Raw genomic sequence first — 16,957 nt, 5'->3', positions numbered from 1 at the left:
AAACGTTAAAAAATACAAACAACCTCGCTCTATTGGTAAACCCAGAGCCGCCTCCATGCCGTCTACCTTATCGGCACAATCTTCCCTAGCTTTATGACGGCGTCGATTAACTCCGACGAGGAATAAATATATTGATAGCGGATAAATAATCCTTTTCGACAAATAACCTACCAGTCAATGCAGAAAAACAAGGGGGATAGCGCGGCGATTTTATTAAAGGAAAGACAATATAGTTAATTTTCGGGAAGGAAGAAAATTTGCAGGGGAGAAATAATAAACAATCGAGATACGACGAAAAATAGTGCGTATTTTTATCTACTCGTTAGCTGTAAAAAAATCAGGGAGGCCATCGCCTCCCTGATAGCATTAGCCATTAACTATTACTGAGTTTCACGCAGACGCTGTGCTGCCTGAACCATATTCGCCAGAGCCTGACGCGTTTCCGGCCAGCCGCGGGTTTTCAAACCGCAATCCGGGTTCACCCACAGGCGTTCAGCGGGAATACGCTGTGCCGCTTTCTTCAGCAGATCTTCCATCCACTCCACGCTCGGTACGTTCGGGGAGTGGATATCATAAACACCGGGGCCAATTTCATTCGGGTACTCGAACTCTTCAAACGACTCAAGCAGTTCCATATCGGAACGAGAGGTTTCAATCGTAATCACGTCGGCGTCCAGTGCGGCGATAGAATCCATGATGTCGTTGAACTCGCAATAACACATGTGGGTATGGATCTGCGTATCATCTTTCGCCACGGCGGCATTCAGGCGGAAAGCGTCCACTGCCCAGGTCAGATACGCGTCCCAGTCCGAGCGGTGCAGCGGCAGACCTTCACGCAGCGCCGGTTCGTCAATCTGGATGATGCCAATACCTGCGGCTTCCAAATCTGCCACTTCATCACGCAGCGCCAGTGCAATCTGTTTAGCGATAGTTTCACGCGTGACGTCTTCACGCGGGAACGACCAGCACAGGATGGTCACCGGACCGGTCAGCATGCCTTTCATCGGCTTGTCGGTCAGAGACTGTGCGTATTTCGCCCATTCAACGGTGATCGCTTCTGGACGGCTCACATCACCAATGATGACAGGCGGTTTCACACAGCGAGAACCGTAGCTCTGTACCCAGCCATTCTGGGTAAAAATAAACCCATCCAGATGCTCACCGAAATACTCCACCATGTCGTTACGCTCGGCTTCACCGTGCACCAGCACATCCAGCCCCAGACGCTCTTGCTCAGCGACAGCCTGCTTGATGTGCTCGGCAATGCCGGTGCGATAGTTATTGCCATCCAGGCGCCCCTGTTTGAAATCCAGACGCAAGCCGCGAATTTCCGTGGTCTGCGGGAAAGAACCAATCGTGGTCGTCGGCCATGCTGGCAGATTAAAGCGCTCACGCTGAGCATCCGCACGCACCGAATACACGTTCTGACGCTGGCTGTCCTGTGCGGTAATCGCTGCCAGACGCTGCGCAACGGCGGCGTTATTCACACGCGTTGAGGTACGACGGGCGCGAATCGGCGCGCTGTAGGCTTCCAGTGCCTGACCGTTGCCGCTATTCAATGCCTGAGACAACAGTGACAGCTCCGCACATTTCTGAATCGCAAAGGCAAACCAGCTCTTCACTTCATCATCCAGACGCACTTCTACACTCAGATCGATAGGGCTATGCAGCAGTGAGCATGAGCTACCCAGCCACAGATCGCGCGTTCCCACCAACGGTTGCAGACGCTCGAACCAATTGCTCAGATCGGCGCGCCATACGTTACGGCCGTTAATCACCCCCAGAGACAGTACCCAATGAGCAGGCAGTTGGGCGCTCAGCGTCGCGGCATCATCCTTACCGTGCACCAGATCAATATGCAGCCCCTGAACCGGCAGCGCTTTAATCGTTTCCAGATTCTGGCTCACGCTATCAAAATAGGTCGTCAGCAGCAGCTTCACCGAACCCTGCAACGCATCGTAAGCCGGTTTAAACGCGGCCAGCCACGCTTGCGGCAGTTCCAGCGCCAGCGCAGGTTCATCAATCTGCACCCACTCAATCCCGCGTTTCGCCAGTTCAGCCAGCACCTGCTGATAAACAGGCAGAATATCCTGTAGCAGCGACAGACGATCAAACTGCTCACCTTTCACTTTACCCAGCCACAGATAGGTAACTGGGCCTAACAAAACAGGCTTCACGTTATGGCCCAGCGCCAGTGCTTCATCCACTTCATCCAGCAGTTGTGTCCAGGTCAACTTGAACTGCTGCCCTTTGGTGAACTCTGGCACCATGTAGTGATAGTTAGTGTTAAACCACTTGGTCATTTCAGCGGCAGCGGCAGGCTGGCCGGTTGGCGCACGTCCACGGCCAATACGGAACAGTGTATCCAAATCGACCGAGCCGTCTTCATTCTGATGACGTGCGGGTACGTTACCCAGCAGCAGACTGGTGGTCAGTACATGGTCGTACCAGGCGAAATCACCCACTGGCAGCAGATCAACGCCAGCATCCTTCTGTTGCTGCCAATGACGCGCACGCAGCTCACGTCCAACGGTCAGCAGCGCTTCCTGTGTCGCGTTACCCGCCCAGTAGCTTTCCTGCGCTTTTTTCAGTTCACGGCGTAATCCAACGCGCGGAAAACCCAGTGTGTGATTCACAATCGCCATCGTTAATTCCTCATTTAGCCGTCCAGATGTTTACACATCCATAATCCGCAGGTAGTGTAGTAACTACAAGCGCAATTTATTCACTGTCACTGTGAAGGACTCTCATGATCGAATTCAAACACCTGCGAACGCTGCAAGCACTGCGCAATACCGGATCGTTAGCCGCCGCTGCCGCTGCACTTCATCAAACTCAATCGGCGTTATCCCACCAATTCAGCGATCTGGAACAGCGCCTTGGGTTCAGGCTATTCGTGCGTAAAAGCCAGCCGCTGCGCTTTACGCCTCAGGGAGAAATTCTGTTGCAGTTGGCAGAGCAGGTGTTACCGCAAATCCAGCAGGCGTTGCAGGCCTGCCATGAGCCGCACCAGACCATGCTGCGTCTGGCCATCGAGTGCCATAGCTGTATTCAGTGGCTGACGCCTGCACTAGACGAGTTCCATCAGCACTGGCCGCAGGTAGTGATGGACTTTAAATCGGGCGTGACGTTCGATCCTCAGCCAGCGCTCCAGCAAGGCGAACTTGATCTGGTCATGACGTCCGACATCATGCCGCGCAGTGGCCTGCACTATTCGCCTCTGTTTGATTTTGAAGTCAGGTTGGTGCTGGCTCCCGATCATCCGCTGGCCAAAAAGGAAAAAATCGAACCGGAGGATTTCACCGCCGAGACCCTGATGATCTACCCGGTACAGCGGCAGCGGCTGGATGTCTGGCGTCACTTTTTGCAGCCGGCAGGCGTCAGCCCTACGCTGAAAAGCGTGGATAATACGCTGCTGTTGATTCAGATGGTCGCCGCTCGTATGGGCATCGCCGCGCTACCGCACTGGGTAGTGGAAAGCTTCGAGCGTCAGGGACTGATTGTCACCAAATCGCTGGGTGATGGGCTTTGGAGCCGGTTGTACGCCGCCGTCCGTGACGGAGAGCAGCGCCAACCGGTGATTGATGCGTTTATTCGTTCGGCGCGTCAGCACGCTTGTGAGCACTTACCGTTTGTAAAGGACGCTTCACGACCCAACGCTGGTGTACCCACAGCGAGGACGTGATAATTATCGTCCCCACGATAAAGCTCAGCCAGTCTGGCGTTTTATGCCAGATAGCGAAGTTAACCAAGAGCCCAGCCGGCACATGGAAGTTATTCATTATGCTGAGCGTTCCGGCATCCACCTGGGTTGCGCCGTAGTTCCACATAAAATAACCCAGGCCAGAAGCACCAATCCCCAACCAGAGCAGTACGCCCCACTGCAAGGTTGTGGTGGGTAATTTGTCCAGATTGCCGAAGAGCAGCCACGCGGTTATCGTCACGATCGCCGCCCCCAGGTAAAACCAGGAAAATGCACAGTGCTGCGGCACCGGATGGAGCTCCATCAGGCGCTTGTAGCCAACCTGACCTGCGGCAAAACACACGTTAGCCGCTTGCACCAGCAGGAATCCCCACCAAAAATGCTCACTTACACCGTGATAGTGGATCACGGCTGCGCCGAATACCGCCAGCAGAGCACTCATGACATAGCCCCAGCGCAGACGCTGCCGAGCAAGCAAATCATAAATCAGCGTAACGTACAGCGGCGTCATCACCGTAAAGAGTAAAAACTCAGGTACGGTCAGGTACAAGTAAGCCTGGAAAACGAACAGGTACATGATACCGAGTTGGCAAGCACCCACTAACAGATACAAGAAAATGACGCGTGGCGCATAGCCTCGAAAGCGTAAAAACGGCAAAAACACCACCGCCGCCGCTGTCAGGCGGAACATCGCAGAAAACCAGCTATCAACCTGACCCGCCAGATATGCGCCAATCAGGCTGAATGAAAATGCCCACAAGATAGTGGTAATAGTAAGTAATGGCACAACAACATCCGCTTAGGAAAAAGTCTCGCCATTGTAACGGAGATGACTGAATGAATTTCAGTCAATGTGGTTTACATCAGGACAAATAACAAACAAACGGACGAGTAAATGTCACAATGAGAGAAACGGCATTAAATAAACATTTCCCAAGTAACATTTACACCACCAAATATATTCAGCCAACGGAATATTTTATCAAATAATTAGAGCCTCTTTTCATGAAATAAAGGAGGCTCGATAACCGAAAAATTAAATCTGCCATCTGAGCCAGGCAAAGAAAACATTACCGTTATTATATGTACCGGGGATGTAAGTCGCCTGGAAAGAGAGTTTTTTATAACTAATTGATGCCAGAGGTAGTAATACAGGGATAGGAATATAGTTCCAGTTGTCACGCATGGTTACACCAGCCGTAAAACCCAGTCCCAGTTGAAAATCCTGATCGCGGGTTGGCCGCCAGCGCTTTTCATAACCATAACCACCGATAGGTTCCCATTTATTATAGGAATCTTTAAATGCCATAATATAAAGCCCGTGCCAATCCCCGTCTTTATCCAAACGGGAAACACCGTAGCCCGCGCCCCACGGCCTTTCATTATATCGATCAGTCTTTTCTTTATCGTACGTCCAGCGGTTGTGCCAGGTAATCGCTGGGATATAAATATCGTGGCTTTGCGGCGAATTCCAGGTCGCAGACACGTTATTTTTACTTCTCTGCCACCAGCTTTCACTCTGCTTATCCGATGCCAAATCATTGGAATCGACCGCTGTAAGGGTACGGTTAGCCACGCTATCCGTATTATTTATATCTGCTTCTGCGTAGCTCAAGGAAGGGATAACGAAGAGTGTACTCAAACTCAGCGTGATTACAGTTCGCTTCAAATACATATCATGTTCTCTGCAATAGCGTCACGATTCCATTCAAACAAAGGCAATCCAAGCAAAGTGATCCTTGGTCGTTACCAAAATATATAGTTCAACTTGCGCTATCTGCCTATATAAACGGTCAACTAAAATATCCGTTCTATTATGCAGGGATAAATAGCAACCTTGCTTAAATAGATAGTGAATTCAGTACCGATTTCAGACGTTTCTTAGCAAAAATAGCAAAAAACCACCTTATTCATAGGTGGTTTATGCTCTGATGGGGAACTGTTCCAGATTGATAGCAAAAGCGGTGAATCGCCGATGCTGAGAGGCTAAATACCATCACCATATTCGAAGCCACGATTGATGCCGTTGAAATACTGATCCATATCCATAGCCGGTTTATCGCTTTCCGGTCGACCGACAATACGAGCGGGGACACCTGCCGCCGTCGTGTGTGGAGGAACGGATTGCAGCACGACAGAACCGGCGCCAATTTTCGCGCCACAGCCCACTTCAATGTTCCCCAGAATTTTCGCACCCGCACCAATCATCACGCCTTCGCGAATTTTAGGGTGACGATCGCCGCTCGTTTTACCCGTCCCGCCCAGCGTCACGGATTGCAAAATAGAGACATCATTTTCAACCACCGCGGTTTCGCCGATCACAATACCTGTCGCATGATCGAGCATGATCCCGCAACCGATTCGCGCCGCTGGGTGGATATCGACGCCGAAAGAAACCGAGATCTGATTTTGGAAGTAGACCGCCAACGCTCTACGATCCTGCGACCACAGCCAATGGCCAATACGGTAAGCTTGTAGTGCATGAAACCCTTTCAGGTAGAGCAATGGCGTCGAGTATTTATCCACCGCGGGGTCGCGCAGGCAGACGGCCTGAATATCACGCGCAGCAGAAATAATCATCTGTGGATCGGCGTCGTAGGCTTCTTCCACCACTTCACGAATAGCGATGGCGGGCATGATCGCATTTGCCAGCTTGTTCGCCAGCATATAGCTCAGTGCGCTACCCAGATTCTCGTGCTTCAGCAACGTGGCATGAAAAAAGCTGGCCAGCATCGGTTCACAGTCTGCAAGACTGCGCGCTTCTGCTTTGATATTGGTCCAGACCAGTTCCAGTTCTTCTGTCGACATCACCTTACTCTCCGAGATACCACACACCACAACGTATATCTGTTATCAAACGGCAGGCTTAGTAGCACCGCCGCTCGCATACAAGAAAATGAACATACTATGAGCCTCCCAGATTAGGAAGCCCAGTGCAGCATAGAACGACGTGTTTTATAACCTGGCGGTTTCGTCTTTACGCGTGCGCCCCAGTAGGCTCAGCGCCGCCTCTCGGGCGTCTTTTCCGCAATACAGAACTTGCCAGAGTTGTTCGGTAATCGGCATTTCAACGCCGTAGCGCTGCGCTAACGCCAGCACCTCTTTCGTATTGCGATACCCTTCAACAACCTGACCAATACTATCCTGCGCGCTCTGTACATCCATTCCCTGCCCGAGCATCATACCGAAGCGCCGGTTACGGGACTGATTATCAGTACAGGTCAGCACCAGATCGCCCAGCCCAGCCATCCCCATGAAAGTCGAGGGATCGGCACCCAGCGCCGTGCCAAGCCGAGTCATTTCTGCCAACCCGCGGGTGATCAATGCGGTTCGTGCATTCGCGCCAAACCCAATGCCGTCAGACATCCCGGCACCGATAGCGATGACATTTTTCACCGCCCCACCCAGTTGCACGCCGATAAAATCCGGGTTGCTGTATACGCGGAAGCTCTTCCCACAGTGCAGCAGCCGCTGTAAGTCGTCGGCAAATTCACTGTCCGTTGATGCCAGAGCAATCGCCGTTGGCATACCGGCCGCTAATTCTTTGGCAAACGTCGGGCCGGAGACCACCGCAAGCGGAATAGTGTCGCCCAACGCTTCGCGGGCAACATCCTGCAATAAACGTCCCGTTTCGGCTTCCAGCCCTTTTGTCGCCCACACGATACGTGCATCGGCTCGTAAATACGGTTTCAACTGACGCAGAACATCACCAAACACATGGCTCGGCACCACAACCAGCACGTTTCTGCTGGCAGCGAGCGCCTGCGCCAGATTGGTTTCCAACTGTAGCGAATCGGGGAAAGGCACATCCGGCAGAAACGCCTGATTACAGCGGGCAGCCTCTAACGCCTGAATGTGTGCAGAGTTGTGGCCCCACAGCACAACTCGATGGCCATTACGCGCCAGCGTAATGGCCAATGCGGTGCCGTACGAACCGGCACCGATGACGGTCATGGAAGCGTCAGACGCGTTCATCAAGCATCCTGATGCTGCGCAGCGCCTTCACCTTCGGTCTGCTGCTGCAGGTAGTTCATGAACAGCGCATCAAAGTTAACTGGTGCCAGGTTCAGTTGCGGGAAGGTACCGCGAGAAACCAGGCTGGTGATGCACTCGCGCGCGTAAGGGAACAGAATGTTCGGGCAGTATGCGCCCAGGCAGTGCGCCAGTTGAGTTCCTTCAATGCCGCCAACGGTAAAGATACCGCCTTGCTGAACTTCACACAGAAACGCAGTTTCTTCACCCAGAGAAGCCGTTACAGTCACGCGCAGAACAACTTCATAGATGTCATCAGCCAGTTGGCTCGAGGCCGTATCCAGATCCAGTTTTACTTCCGGCTGCCATTCCTGCTGGAACACCTGAGGCGCATTTGGCGCTTCAAAAGAGATATCTTTGGTGTAAATACGCTGGATCTGGAAAGCCATTTCTGTGTTGTTTTGTTCAGACATGTTAAGTAATACCCTTTTGTTAGATTTTTTTGACGTCTTCCGTCGTCATAAATAGGCGGACGTCAGCACAGTTCAGTCATTATCGTACTGCAATCAGCCTGTCGATTATCCTGCCAAATCGTTGCCATTTTCGCTGCGTATGACTTATCACAACGATGACTGATCACACACGGCACGACGAGGATAGTTTTACCACAAACCGTGTTACTTGCCGCGGACTAAAGGCAGATTCTCACCACTCCAGCCAGCCAGGCCGTCTTTCAGTATCTGCACACGCTCAAAGCCCGCTTTGAACAAATTTTCGGCCGCTTCACGTGAAGAGAGGCCATTGGCGCAAACCACGATAATCGGCTGCGACTTATGTTTTTCAAGTTCACCTACACTGCCGTTCTTAATGTCGTTCGGCAACAGGTTAAATGCGCTGGCAATATGGCCACGGCGATAGTCATCACGGTTACGGATATCGACGACGACAGCATCTTCTTTATTAATCAGGCGGATCGCTTCACCGCGAACCACTTCTTTTACGTTCGACAGTTTACTCTTCACAGTAAGCACGATAACCGCAACCAACAGTGCAACCCAGGAAATGCTCAAAATAGGGTTCTTGCTAATGAATGGCATAATCTCTTGCATGGGGTGTAACGACTCCCGGATCAGTTAATCAACAAAAATATAAGGTTCCTGAGTATACCTGCGCGATACGGCAATTACAGCCAGTAAGCCAACATAGCGTATCGAATCTGCGGCGCGATACCCAAAAATTTCCAGGATAGCGATTTAACGCCATCCCAACACCGACGCCAGCCAGAGAGAGCAGGCCACAGAAACTGGCATACCCAATAATGCCATTCCTTCATTTTATGCGCAGAGCTTTCCATTTATCCATTATTGATGCGCATAGATGCCCGTCTTTGTGCCATGCTTGTCACGTCTGGAAATAGAAATCAGACAAGAGACCACTGGTAAGCCGCTGTTCATCGTGGAATAATTCACCGCTATGAGTAAAAACGCGTTATTTGTACAGAGTCGAGTGGCATGTAGCGCCGATCGCCATTTATCCGCATTGCAAAGGCTGCTCACCCGCTGCGTCAGCGCGCTCTGCGTTGGCGTTTTGCTGTTGCCCGCGCTCAGCCAGGCGGAAGATAATCAGGCGCAGCTCAAGACCCTGCAACAAGATATCGCCGCAAAAGAAAAAAGCGTTCAAGAGCAACAAAAGCAGCGCAGTGCGTTAGTCCAACAGTTGAAAAAGCAGGAGCAGTCTATCTCTCAGGCCAGTCGTCAACTGCATGAAACGCGCAATACGCTGTCCACGCTAAATAAAGAATTAACCAGCCTCAGCGCGTCTATCGCCAAGCTGCAATCTCAGCAGGATAAGCAACAAACGCTGCTCTCCCGTCAGCTTGACGCCGCCTTCCGGCAAGGCCAGCACAGCGCGCTGCAATTAATGCTGAGCGGAGAGGAAAGCCAGCGCAACGAACGCATCCTCGCCTACTTCGGCTACCTGAATGAAGCTCGCCAGAAATCCATCCACGAATTGCAGCAAACCCGCGTGGAACTGGCTGACCAAAAACGTCAGTTGGAACAAAAGCAGACGCAGCAAAAAACGCTGCTGAGTGACCAACAGCAGCAACAGCAGACGCTGGAGCAGGCGCAGTCCGATCGGAAAAAAACGCTGTCGACGCTGGAAAGTTCGTTGGAAAAAGATCAGCAGCAGTTGACGGAGCTGCGCCAGAATGAAACCCGGCTGCGCGACCAGATCGCTCGCGCCGAGCGAGAAGCGAAAGCCCGCGCCGAACGAGAAGCGCGTGAGGCCGCCAAAGTTCGTGCGAAGGAAGAACAGGCCAAACGCAGCGGCAGCAGCTACAAACCTACGGAAGGTGAACGCTCACTTATGGCGCGAACTGGCGGTTTAGGGCGACCTTCAGGTCAGGCTATCTGGCCAGTCAACGGCCGCATCGAACATCGTTTCGGCGAACCGCTACAGGGTGAACTACGCTGGAAAGGGCTGGTGATTGCCGCGCCGGAAGGTACAGAGGTGAAAGCCATTGCCGATGGGACCGTACTAATGGCTGACTGGCTACAGGGCTATGGGTTGGTCGTTGTCGTTCAGCATGGTAAAGGCGATATGAGCCTGTACGGTTATAACCAAAGCGCGTTGGTCTCCGTTGGCGCTCAGGTCAAAGCCGGTCAACCTATTGCGCTGGTTGGCACCAGCGGCGGGCAGAGCAAGCCTGGGCTGTATTTTGAAATCCGTCGTCAGGGTCAGGCGGTCAATCCACAACCTTGGCTAGGAAGATAGTCTTGTCATATTTAACTAAAACACCGTTACTGGCATTGGGTCTGCTCGCGTTGTCTCCTTTAGCGCTGGCTGGGAAACTGTCCATCGTCATCGATGATTTCGGCTATCGTCCGCACAATGAGAACCAGATTCTGGCAATGCCAACGGCGATTTCCGTTGCGGTATTGCCCAATGCGCCGTACGCCCGTGAAATGGCGACCAAAGCCCACCAGCAAGGGCGAGAAGTCTTGATCCATCTGCCAATGGCACCGATGAGCAAGCAGCCGCTGGAGCGTGACACGTTACGCCCGGACATGAGCAGTGATGAAATCCAGCGCATTATTCGCCAGTCGGTCAATAACGTGCCTTACGCCGTGGGGTTGAACAACCATATGGGCAGCGCGATGACCGCCAGCCTGCCCGGCATGCAAAAAGTCATGCAGGCGCTAAGCGCCTATCAGCTTTACTTCCTTGATAGCATGACCATTGGTAGCAGCCAATCCAGTCAGGCTGCGGCGGGAACGGGCGTCAACGTCATCAAACGCAAAGTCTTTCTGGATGATTCGCAAAACGAAGCCGAGATTCGTAAGCAGTTTACCCGCGCGGTGCAAATTGCCCGCCGCAGCGGTTCCGCCATCGCTATCGGGCATCCACATCCTTCAACCATCCGCGTTTTGCAGCAGATGCTGCCCACGCTGGATGCCGATATTGTCTTAGTCCGCCCCAGCCAGTTACTGAATGAACCGGCGCGACAGTACGAACCTCAGCCGCAACAGCCGGTTAAACCGCGTAATCCGTTCCGCGGCATCCCGCAGTGTCGGGTCAAACAGCCGCCGGAACCACTGAAGAGTGATGTGTTCTTCAGGCTGGTGAGCAGCAGCATTCGGGAAAGCGCCCCAGTGATGTTTATCAAGCACCGCTGGCAGACCTGGGTGGTTCCAGCCGACACCGAAACGCACGTTCAGCCGTAACACCTGGCGTACGTTTCCCTTTTGCCATCGCACAAATTCGTTGCGGCAGGGTTATGTCTCATCCCAATTGAGAATCACCTTGCCCGACTGACCCGAGCGCATGGCATCGAACCCTTTCTGAAATTCATCAATGTGAAAGCGGTGGGTGATAATCGGTGACAAATCCAGTCCAGACTGAATCAGCGCCGACATTTTGTACCAGGTTTCGAACATTTCCCGTCCATAGATACCTTTGATAAACAGCCCCTTAAAAATCACCTCTCCCCAGTCAATCGACATCGGTTCGTGCGGAATACCCAGCATGGCGATGCGGCCACCGTGATTCATCGCTTTCAACATGGCACGAAAGGCTGACGGTGCACCCGACATCTCCAGCCCGATATCAAATCCCTCCGTCATGCCCAGTTCTATCATGACGTCAGCCAGCTTTTCCTCTGCCACATTGACGGCGCGCGTGGCCCCCATTTTACTGGCCAGCTCCAGCCGGTACGCATTCACATCGGTAATCACGACATTCCTTGCACCAACGTGGCGGCATACCGCCGCTGCCATCATACCTATCGGCCCTGCGCCGGCGATCAAGACATCTTCCCCCACTAAATCAAAGGAAAGCGCGGTATGCACCGCATTGCCGAAGGGATCGAAAATGGCGGCTAGCTCATCAGAAATATTGTCAGGAATGCGAAACGCGTTGTAGGCAGGGATTACCAGATATTCTGCGAACGAACCGGGACGATTGACCCCAACGCCAATAGCATTACGGCATAAATGACGCCGTCCGGCACGGCAGTTGCGACAGTAGCCGCAGGTAATGTGCCCTTCGCCAGAGACCCGATCGCCAATATGAAAACCGTTAACTTCCTGACCGATAGCGACAATTTCGCCAACGTACTCATGCCCGACGACCATCGGAACGGGAATCGTCTTCTGCGACCATTCGTCCCAGTTATAGATATGTACATCCGTTCCGCAGATCGCGCTTTTGCGGATTTTAATCATAATGTCGTTATGCCCGAGCTCCGGCATGGGGGAATCCACCATCCAGATGCCTTCTTCTGGTCGCAGTTTTGCCAATGCTTTCATGACGGTTTCCTCAGTTGATCACACCCAGACGTTTACCCACGCGGGTAAAAGCCTCGACGGCAAATTGGATTTGCTGCGGCGTATGGACGGCCGACATTTGGGTACGAATACGCGACTGACCGAGGGGAACAACGGGATAGAAAAAGCCGGCGACGTACACGCCTTCCCGCTGTAGCGCCCGCGCAAAATCCTGCGCCAGCTGCGCCTCACCCAACATGACGGGAATAATGGCGTGATCGGCTCCCGCTAGCGTGAACCCTGCGGCCGTCATCTTTTCACGGAACAGACGGGCATTTGCCCAGAGACGCTCACGCCGTTCGCCACTCTGTTCCAGCAGATCGAGAACGCTGAGCGATGCAGTGACAATCGCAGGCGCAAGCGAGTTGGAAAACAGATAGGGTCGAGAGCGCTGGCGCAGCCAGTCGATCACCTCACGTTTGCCCGCCGTATATCCCCCCGATGCGCCCCCCAGCGCCTTGCCTAGCGTCCCGGTAATGATGTCGACACGCTCCATCACACCGCAGTGTTCAGGCGTTCCGCGCCCTTGTTCGCCCACAAACCCCACCGCATGGGAATCATCCACCATCACGAGCGCGTCATAACGATCCGCCAGATCGCAAATCCCCTGCAAATCGGCAATCACGCCATCCATCGAAAACACGCCGTCAGTGGCGATCATGATGTGCCTTGCCCCTTCCGCTCTCGCCAGCTGCAACTGCGCTTCCAACTGATTCATATCGTTATTGGCATAGCGGTAGCGTCGCGCCTTCGATAGCCGAATACCGTCGATGATTGAGGCATGATTGAGCGCATCGGAAATAATCGCATCTTCCGCTTCCATCAGCGTTTCAAACAGCCCGCCGTTGGCATCGAAGCAGGAGGAATAGAGAATCGCGTCATCCATTCCCAGAAAATCCGCGAGCTTACGCTCCAGCTGCTTGTGGATATCCTGCGTGCCACAGATGAAGCGCACCGAGGCCATACCGAAACCGTGGCTGTCCAATCCGGCTTTGGCGGCGGCAATCAGTTCAGGGCTGTCCGCCAGACCAAGATAATTATTGGCGCAGAAGTTGAGCAGGCGGTTGCTGTCCATCACCTCAATTTCAGCCTGCTGCGCAGAGGTAATAATGCGCTCCTCTTTGAACACCCCTTCGGTGCGTGCTGCCATAATTTGTGTAGTAAGTTGTTGATAAAACGCGGCAGGCATAGCGTGACTCTCCCATAAAAAGATCGCTTTATGGTTTTTAAGCTAGCGGATGTGGGCAGAAATGCGGGGTAAACAGTCTGAAAATGCTGGCTTCGTCACGGCCTGAATCATCTTAAAAACGTGAGGGCAACATGGGATAAATTAAGCTCTGGCTGCTTGCGGTAAAATGAAATGCTATTATAGCGGTCATAAATAGCGTGGGGCGCGGTGCCCCACCAGCAAGATTAACAAAGGTCGCGCCCATGATTATCGTTACTGGCGGTGCCGGTTTTATCGGCAGCAATATCGTAAAATCTCTGAATGACATCGGCTATCGGGACATTCTGGTGGTCGATAACCTGAAAGACGGCACCAAATTCGTCAATCTGGTCGATCTGGACATCGCCGATTACATGGATAAGGAAGACTTCATCGCCAGCATCGTTGCAGGTGACGATCTGGGCGATATTGATGCCATATTCCATGAAGGTGCCTGCTCTTCCACCACCGAGTGGGATGGCAAGTACATGATGGATAACAACTATCAATACTCCAAAGACGTGTTGCACTACTGCCTCGATCGCAACATTCCGTTCCTGTATGCCTCTTCTGCCGCCACCTACGGCGGTCGCAACGATAACTTCATCGAAGAACGTCAGTACGAGCAGCCGCTGAACGTCTATGGCTACTCCAAATTCCTGTTCGATCAGTATGTGCGTGAAATTCTTCCAGAAGCGGAATCGCAGATCTGCGGCTTCCGTTATTTCAACGTCTACGGACCGCGTGAAGGCCACAAAGGCAGCATGGCAAGCGTCGCGTTTCATCTGAACAACCAGATTAATCAGGGTGAAAATCCGAAGCTGTTCTCCGGTAGCGAAAACTTCAAACGTGACTTCGTCTACGTCGGCGATGTCGCGGCCGTCAACCTGTGGTTCTGGCAAAACGGTGTTTCCGGTATCTTCAACTGCGGTACCGGTCGCGCCGAATCTTTCCAGGCGGTTGCCGACGCGACGCTTGCTTTCCACAAGAAAGGCAGCGTGGAATACATCGAGTTCCCCGAGAAGCTGAAAGGCCGCTATCAGGCTTACACTCAGGCTGACCTCACCAACTTGCGTGCCGCAGGTTATGACAAGCCGTTCAAAACCGTCGCCGAGGGCGTGGCGGAATATATGGCCTGGCTGAACCGTACCGTTTAATCAAATAAGGATTCATAAGCGGTATGAAAATTTTGGTCATCGGCCCTTCCTGGGTCGGCGATATGATGATGTCGCACAGCCTTTATCGCACACTGAAGGCTGAACACCCAGAAGCGGTCATTGACGTGATGGCTCCGGCTTGGTGCCGTCCGCTGCTGGCACGGATGCCGGAAGTCAATCAGGCGTTAGCCATGCCGCTCGGTCACGGCGCACTGGCACTGGGCGAACGTCGCCGCCTTGGCGTATCGCTGCGCGATGCAGGTTACGATCGCGCTTACGTGCTGCCCAACTCCTTTAAATCCGCGCTGGTCCCGTTCTTTGCCAACATTCCGCAGCGCACAGGCTGGCGTGGCGAAATGCGTTATGGGCTGCTGAACGACTTACGTGTGCTGGATAAAGCCGCATTTCCGCTGATGGTTCAGCGTTACGCCGCATTAGCCTACGATCGTCGCCGTATTCGTCGTGCCGAAGACTTACCACAGCCGTTACTGTGGCCACAGTTACAGGTCAATCAGACCGAAATGGCGGACATGATGCAGGCCTTCGACCTCAGCGATGCACGCTCCATCATCGGCTTTTGCCCCGGTGCCGAATTCGGCCCCGCCAAACGGTGGCCGCATTATCACTATGCTGCGCTGGCGCAAACCCTGATTGAGCGCGGCTACCAGATCGCGCTGTTCGGCTCCGCCAATGACCGTTCAGCCTGTGACGATATCCTTCAGGGATTAACGGAAGACGCACGGCAGCATTGCGCCAGTCTGGCGGGGAAAACCTCGCTGGAACAGGCAGTGGTGTTGATCGCCGCCTGCCACGCCGTCGTCAGCAACGACTCCGGGCTCATGCACGTTGCCGCAGCGCTTCATCGTCCGCTTGTCGCGCTTTATGGCCCGAGCAGCCCCGATTTTACCCCGCCGTTGTCCCATCAGGCCGAGGTGATTCGGCTGATCACCGGCTATCACCGAGTGCGCAAAGGGGATGCCGAACAGGGGTATCACCAGAGTTTGATCGACATTCAGCCCGAACGCGTGCTCAACGCACTGGATAAGTATCTTGTTAAGGAAAAAAGCGTTTTTTCCGGAGAAAGTCCGCTGCTGGGAGCTGGCGCATGAGAGTGTTGATCGTCAAAACATCGTCAATGGGCGATGTGCTGCATACGTTACCCGCCTTGACCGACGCCATGCAGGTGATTCCTGGGATCCAATTCGACTGGGTGGTTGAAGAAGGTTTCGCGCAAATTCCCAGCTGGCACCCAGCGGTTTCCCGCGTGATTCCAGTAGCGATACGCCGCTGGCGCAAAAGCTGGTTCAGCGCCCCGATACGTCAGGAACGTGCCGAATTTAAACGCCAGCTACGCCAGTACCGTTATGATGCCGTCATTGATGCGCAAGGGCTGATTAAAAGCGCGCTGCTGGTGACGCGGCTCGCCAACGGAAAGAAACACGGACTGGATTGCAAGAGCGCGCGTGAGCCGCTGGCAAGCTGGTTTTATAACTATCGCCACCCGATAAGCCGTCAACAGCATGCCGTCGAGCGCGTACGAGAGCTGTTTGCCGCCAGCCTGAACTATCGGAAACCCACCGAGCGCGGCGATTATGCGATTGCCTCGCGTTTCCTCTCCCAGCCACCCGCAGACGCCAACTGCTATCTAGTGTTTCTTCACGCCACAACGCGTGATGAAAAACACTGGCCGGAAGCTCACTGGCGTGAACTGATTGCCCTATTGGCGCCAAGCGGCTTACGCATCAAGCTTCCTTGGGGCGCGGAACATGAGCATCAGCGCGCCTTACGGCTGGCGGAAGGGTTCCCGCACGTTGAGGTCTTATCGCGCCTCACGCTGCAACAGGTCGCCGAGGTATTAGCAGGCGCCAAAGCCGTCGTTTCCGTCGATACCGGGCTTAGCCACCTGACGGCGGCACTGGATCGTCCGAATATCACCTTGTACGGACCAACCGATCCAGGGCTAATTGGCGGCTACGGAATGAATCAGGTGGTGGAAATGTCTGAAAGCCAGAAAATGGAGACAATTCCTGCTAGTCACGTCCATCAGAAATTAGAGAAGCTGATAGAATTATCCGCATCAGACGAGTGACAT

General features: G+C 53.4%; 15 protein-coding genes. 6 read left to right on the top strand and 9 right to left on the bottom strand.

From position 1 onward, the window contains the following. Nucleotides 1–380: 380 nt before the first annotated feature. Nucleotides 381–2,645, bottom strand: coding sequence for a 5-methyltetrahydropteroyltriglutamate--homocysteine S-methyltransferase (gene metE, locus H0247_RS00635; protein WP_180740778.1), 2,265 nt, complete (start codon nt 2,643–2,645; stop codon nt 381–383). 104 nt (nt 2,646–2,749) lie between these two features. Here metE and metR point away from each other — a divergent pair, with 104 nt between their 5' ends. Beyond that, a complete protein-coding gene (gene metR, locus H0247_RS00630; RefSeq protein WP_180740777.1) occupies nt 2,750–3,685 on the top strand; it encodes an HTH-type transcriptional regulator MetR in 936 nt (311 codons plus the stop codon). Here metR and H0247_RS00625 read toward each other — a convergent pair. The 6 genes from H0247_RS00625 to H0247_RS00600 all read right to left on the bottom strand — a co-directional run bounded on the left by H0247_RS00625 (nt 3,591) and on the right by H0247_RS00600 (nt 8,784). Next, nucleotides 3,591–4,490 carry a carboxylate/amino acid/amine transporter gene (locus H0247_RS00625; RefSeq protein WP_180740776.1) on the bottom strand — a complete coding sequence of 300 codons (900 nt, stop codon included), beginning with the start codon at nt 4,488–4,490 and terminating at the stop codon, nt 3,591–3,593. The two genes, metR and H0247_RS00625, sit on opposite strands and share 95 nt — an antisense overlap. Before the next feature lie 249 nt (nt 4,491–4,739). Further along, a complete protein-coding gene (pagP, locus tag H0247_RS00620) occupies nt 4,740–5,378 on the bottom strand; it encodes a lipid IV(A) palmitoyltransferase PagP (protein WP_180740775.1) in 639 nt (212 codons plus the stop codon). Between the two features lie 311 nt (nt 5,379–5,689). Then, the gene (gene cysE, locus H0247_RS00615; protein WP_180740774.1) at nt 5,690–6,511 is read right to left on the bottom strand and encodes a serine O-acetyltransferase; all 822 of its coding nucleotides are present in this window, start codon (nt 6,509–6,511) and stop codon (nt 5,690–5,692) included. 147 nt (nt 6,512–6,658) lie between these two features. Beyond that, a complete protein-coding gene (gene gpsA / locus H0247_RS00610) occupies nt 6,659–7,678 on the bottom strand; it encodes an NAD(P)H-dependent glycerol-3-phosphate dehydrogenase (RefSeq protein ID WP_180740773.1) in 1,020 nt (339 codons plus the stop codon). Further along, complete coding sequence (gene secB / locus H0247_RS00605; protein WP_014913761.1) at nt 7,678–8,148, bottom strand: protein-export chaperone SecB; 471 nt, start codon at nt 8,146–8,148, stop codon at nt 7,678–7,680. Before secB ends, gpsA begins: the two co-directional genes overlap by 1 nt. Nucleotides 8,149–8,352: 204 nt before the next feature. Continuing rightward, on the bottom strand, nt 8,353–8,784 hold the full coding sequence (locus H0247_RS00600; RefSeq protein WP_180740772.1) for a rhodanese-like domain-containing protein: 432 nt from the start codon (nt 8,782–8,784) through the stop codon (nt 8,353–8,355). Between the two features lie 364 nt (nt 8,785–9,148). Between H0247_RS00600 and envC the strand changes: the two genes are divergently transcribed. After that, nucleotides 9,149–10,450, top strand: coding sequence for a murein hydrolase activator EnvC (gene envC / locus H0247_RS00595; protein ID WP_180740771.1), 1,302 nt, complete (start codon nt 9,149–9,151; stop codon nt 10,448–10,450). A 2-nt stretch (nt 10,451–10,452) separates the two neighbouring features. Next, nucleotides 10,453–11,400, top strand: coding sequence for a divergent polysaccharide deacetylase family protein (locus H0247_RS00590; protein ID WP_180740770.1), 948 nt, complete (start codon nt 10,453–10,455; stop codon nt 11,398–11,400). Between the two features lie 51 nt (nt 11,401–11,451). Here the strand turns inward: H0247_RS00590 and tdh are convergent, their stop codons facing one another. Next, nucleotides 11,452–12,483, bottom strand: a complete 1,032-nt coding sequence (gene tdh, locus H0247_RS00585) for an L-threonine 3-dehydrogenase (RefSeq protein WP_180740769.1) — start codon at nt 12,481–12,483, stop codon at nt 11,452–11,454. A gap of 10 nt (nt 12,484–12,493) precedes the next feature. Continuing rightward, nucleotides 12,494–13,690 (bottom strand): glycine C-acetyltransferase, encoded by a 1,197-nt coding sequence (locus H0247_RS00580; RefSeq protein WP_180740768.1) that lies wholly within the window; start codon nt 13,688–13,690, stop codon nt 12,494–12,496. Between the two features lie 242 nt (nt 13,691–13,932). Here H0247_RS00580 and rfaD point away from each other — a divergent pair, with 242 nt between their 5' ends. From rfaD to rfaC, 3 genes are read left to right on the top strand one after another with little or no spacing between them, the layout of a single operon-like run. Further along, on the top strand, nt 13,933–14,865 hold the full coding sequence (rfaD, locus tag H0247_RS00575; RefSeq protein WP_180740767.1) for an ADP-glyceromanno-heptose 6-epimerase: 933 nt from the start codon (nt 13,933–13,935) through the stop codon (nt 14,863–14,865). 23 nt (nt 14,866–14,888) lie between these two features. After that, nucleotides 14,889–15,974, top strand: coding sequence for an ADP-heptose--LPS heptosyltransferase RfaF (gene rfaF, locus H0247_RS00570; protein WP_180740766.1), 1,086 nt, complete (start codon nt 14,889–14,891; stop codon nt 15,972–15,974). Next, the gene (gene rfaC, locus H0247_RS00565; protein WP_180740765.1) at nt 15,971–16,954 is read left to right on the top strand and encodes a lipopolysaccharide heptosyltransferase RfaC; all 984 of its coding nucleotides are present in this window, start codon (nt 15,971–15,973) and stop codon (nt 16,952–16,954) included. The genes rfaF and rfaC overlap by 4 nt, the downstream gene beginning before the upstream one ends. Nucleotides 16,955–16,957: the final 3 nt, after the last annotated feature.

The organism is Pectobacterium sp. CFBP8739 (assembly GCF_013449375.1).
GTDB lineage: Bacteria > Pseudomonadota > Gammaproteobacteria > Enterobacterales > Enterobacteriaceae > Pectobacterium.
The sequence above is the reverse complement of the archived record's forward strand: the minus strand, read 5'-3'. Positions and strand labels throughout refer to the sequence as shown.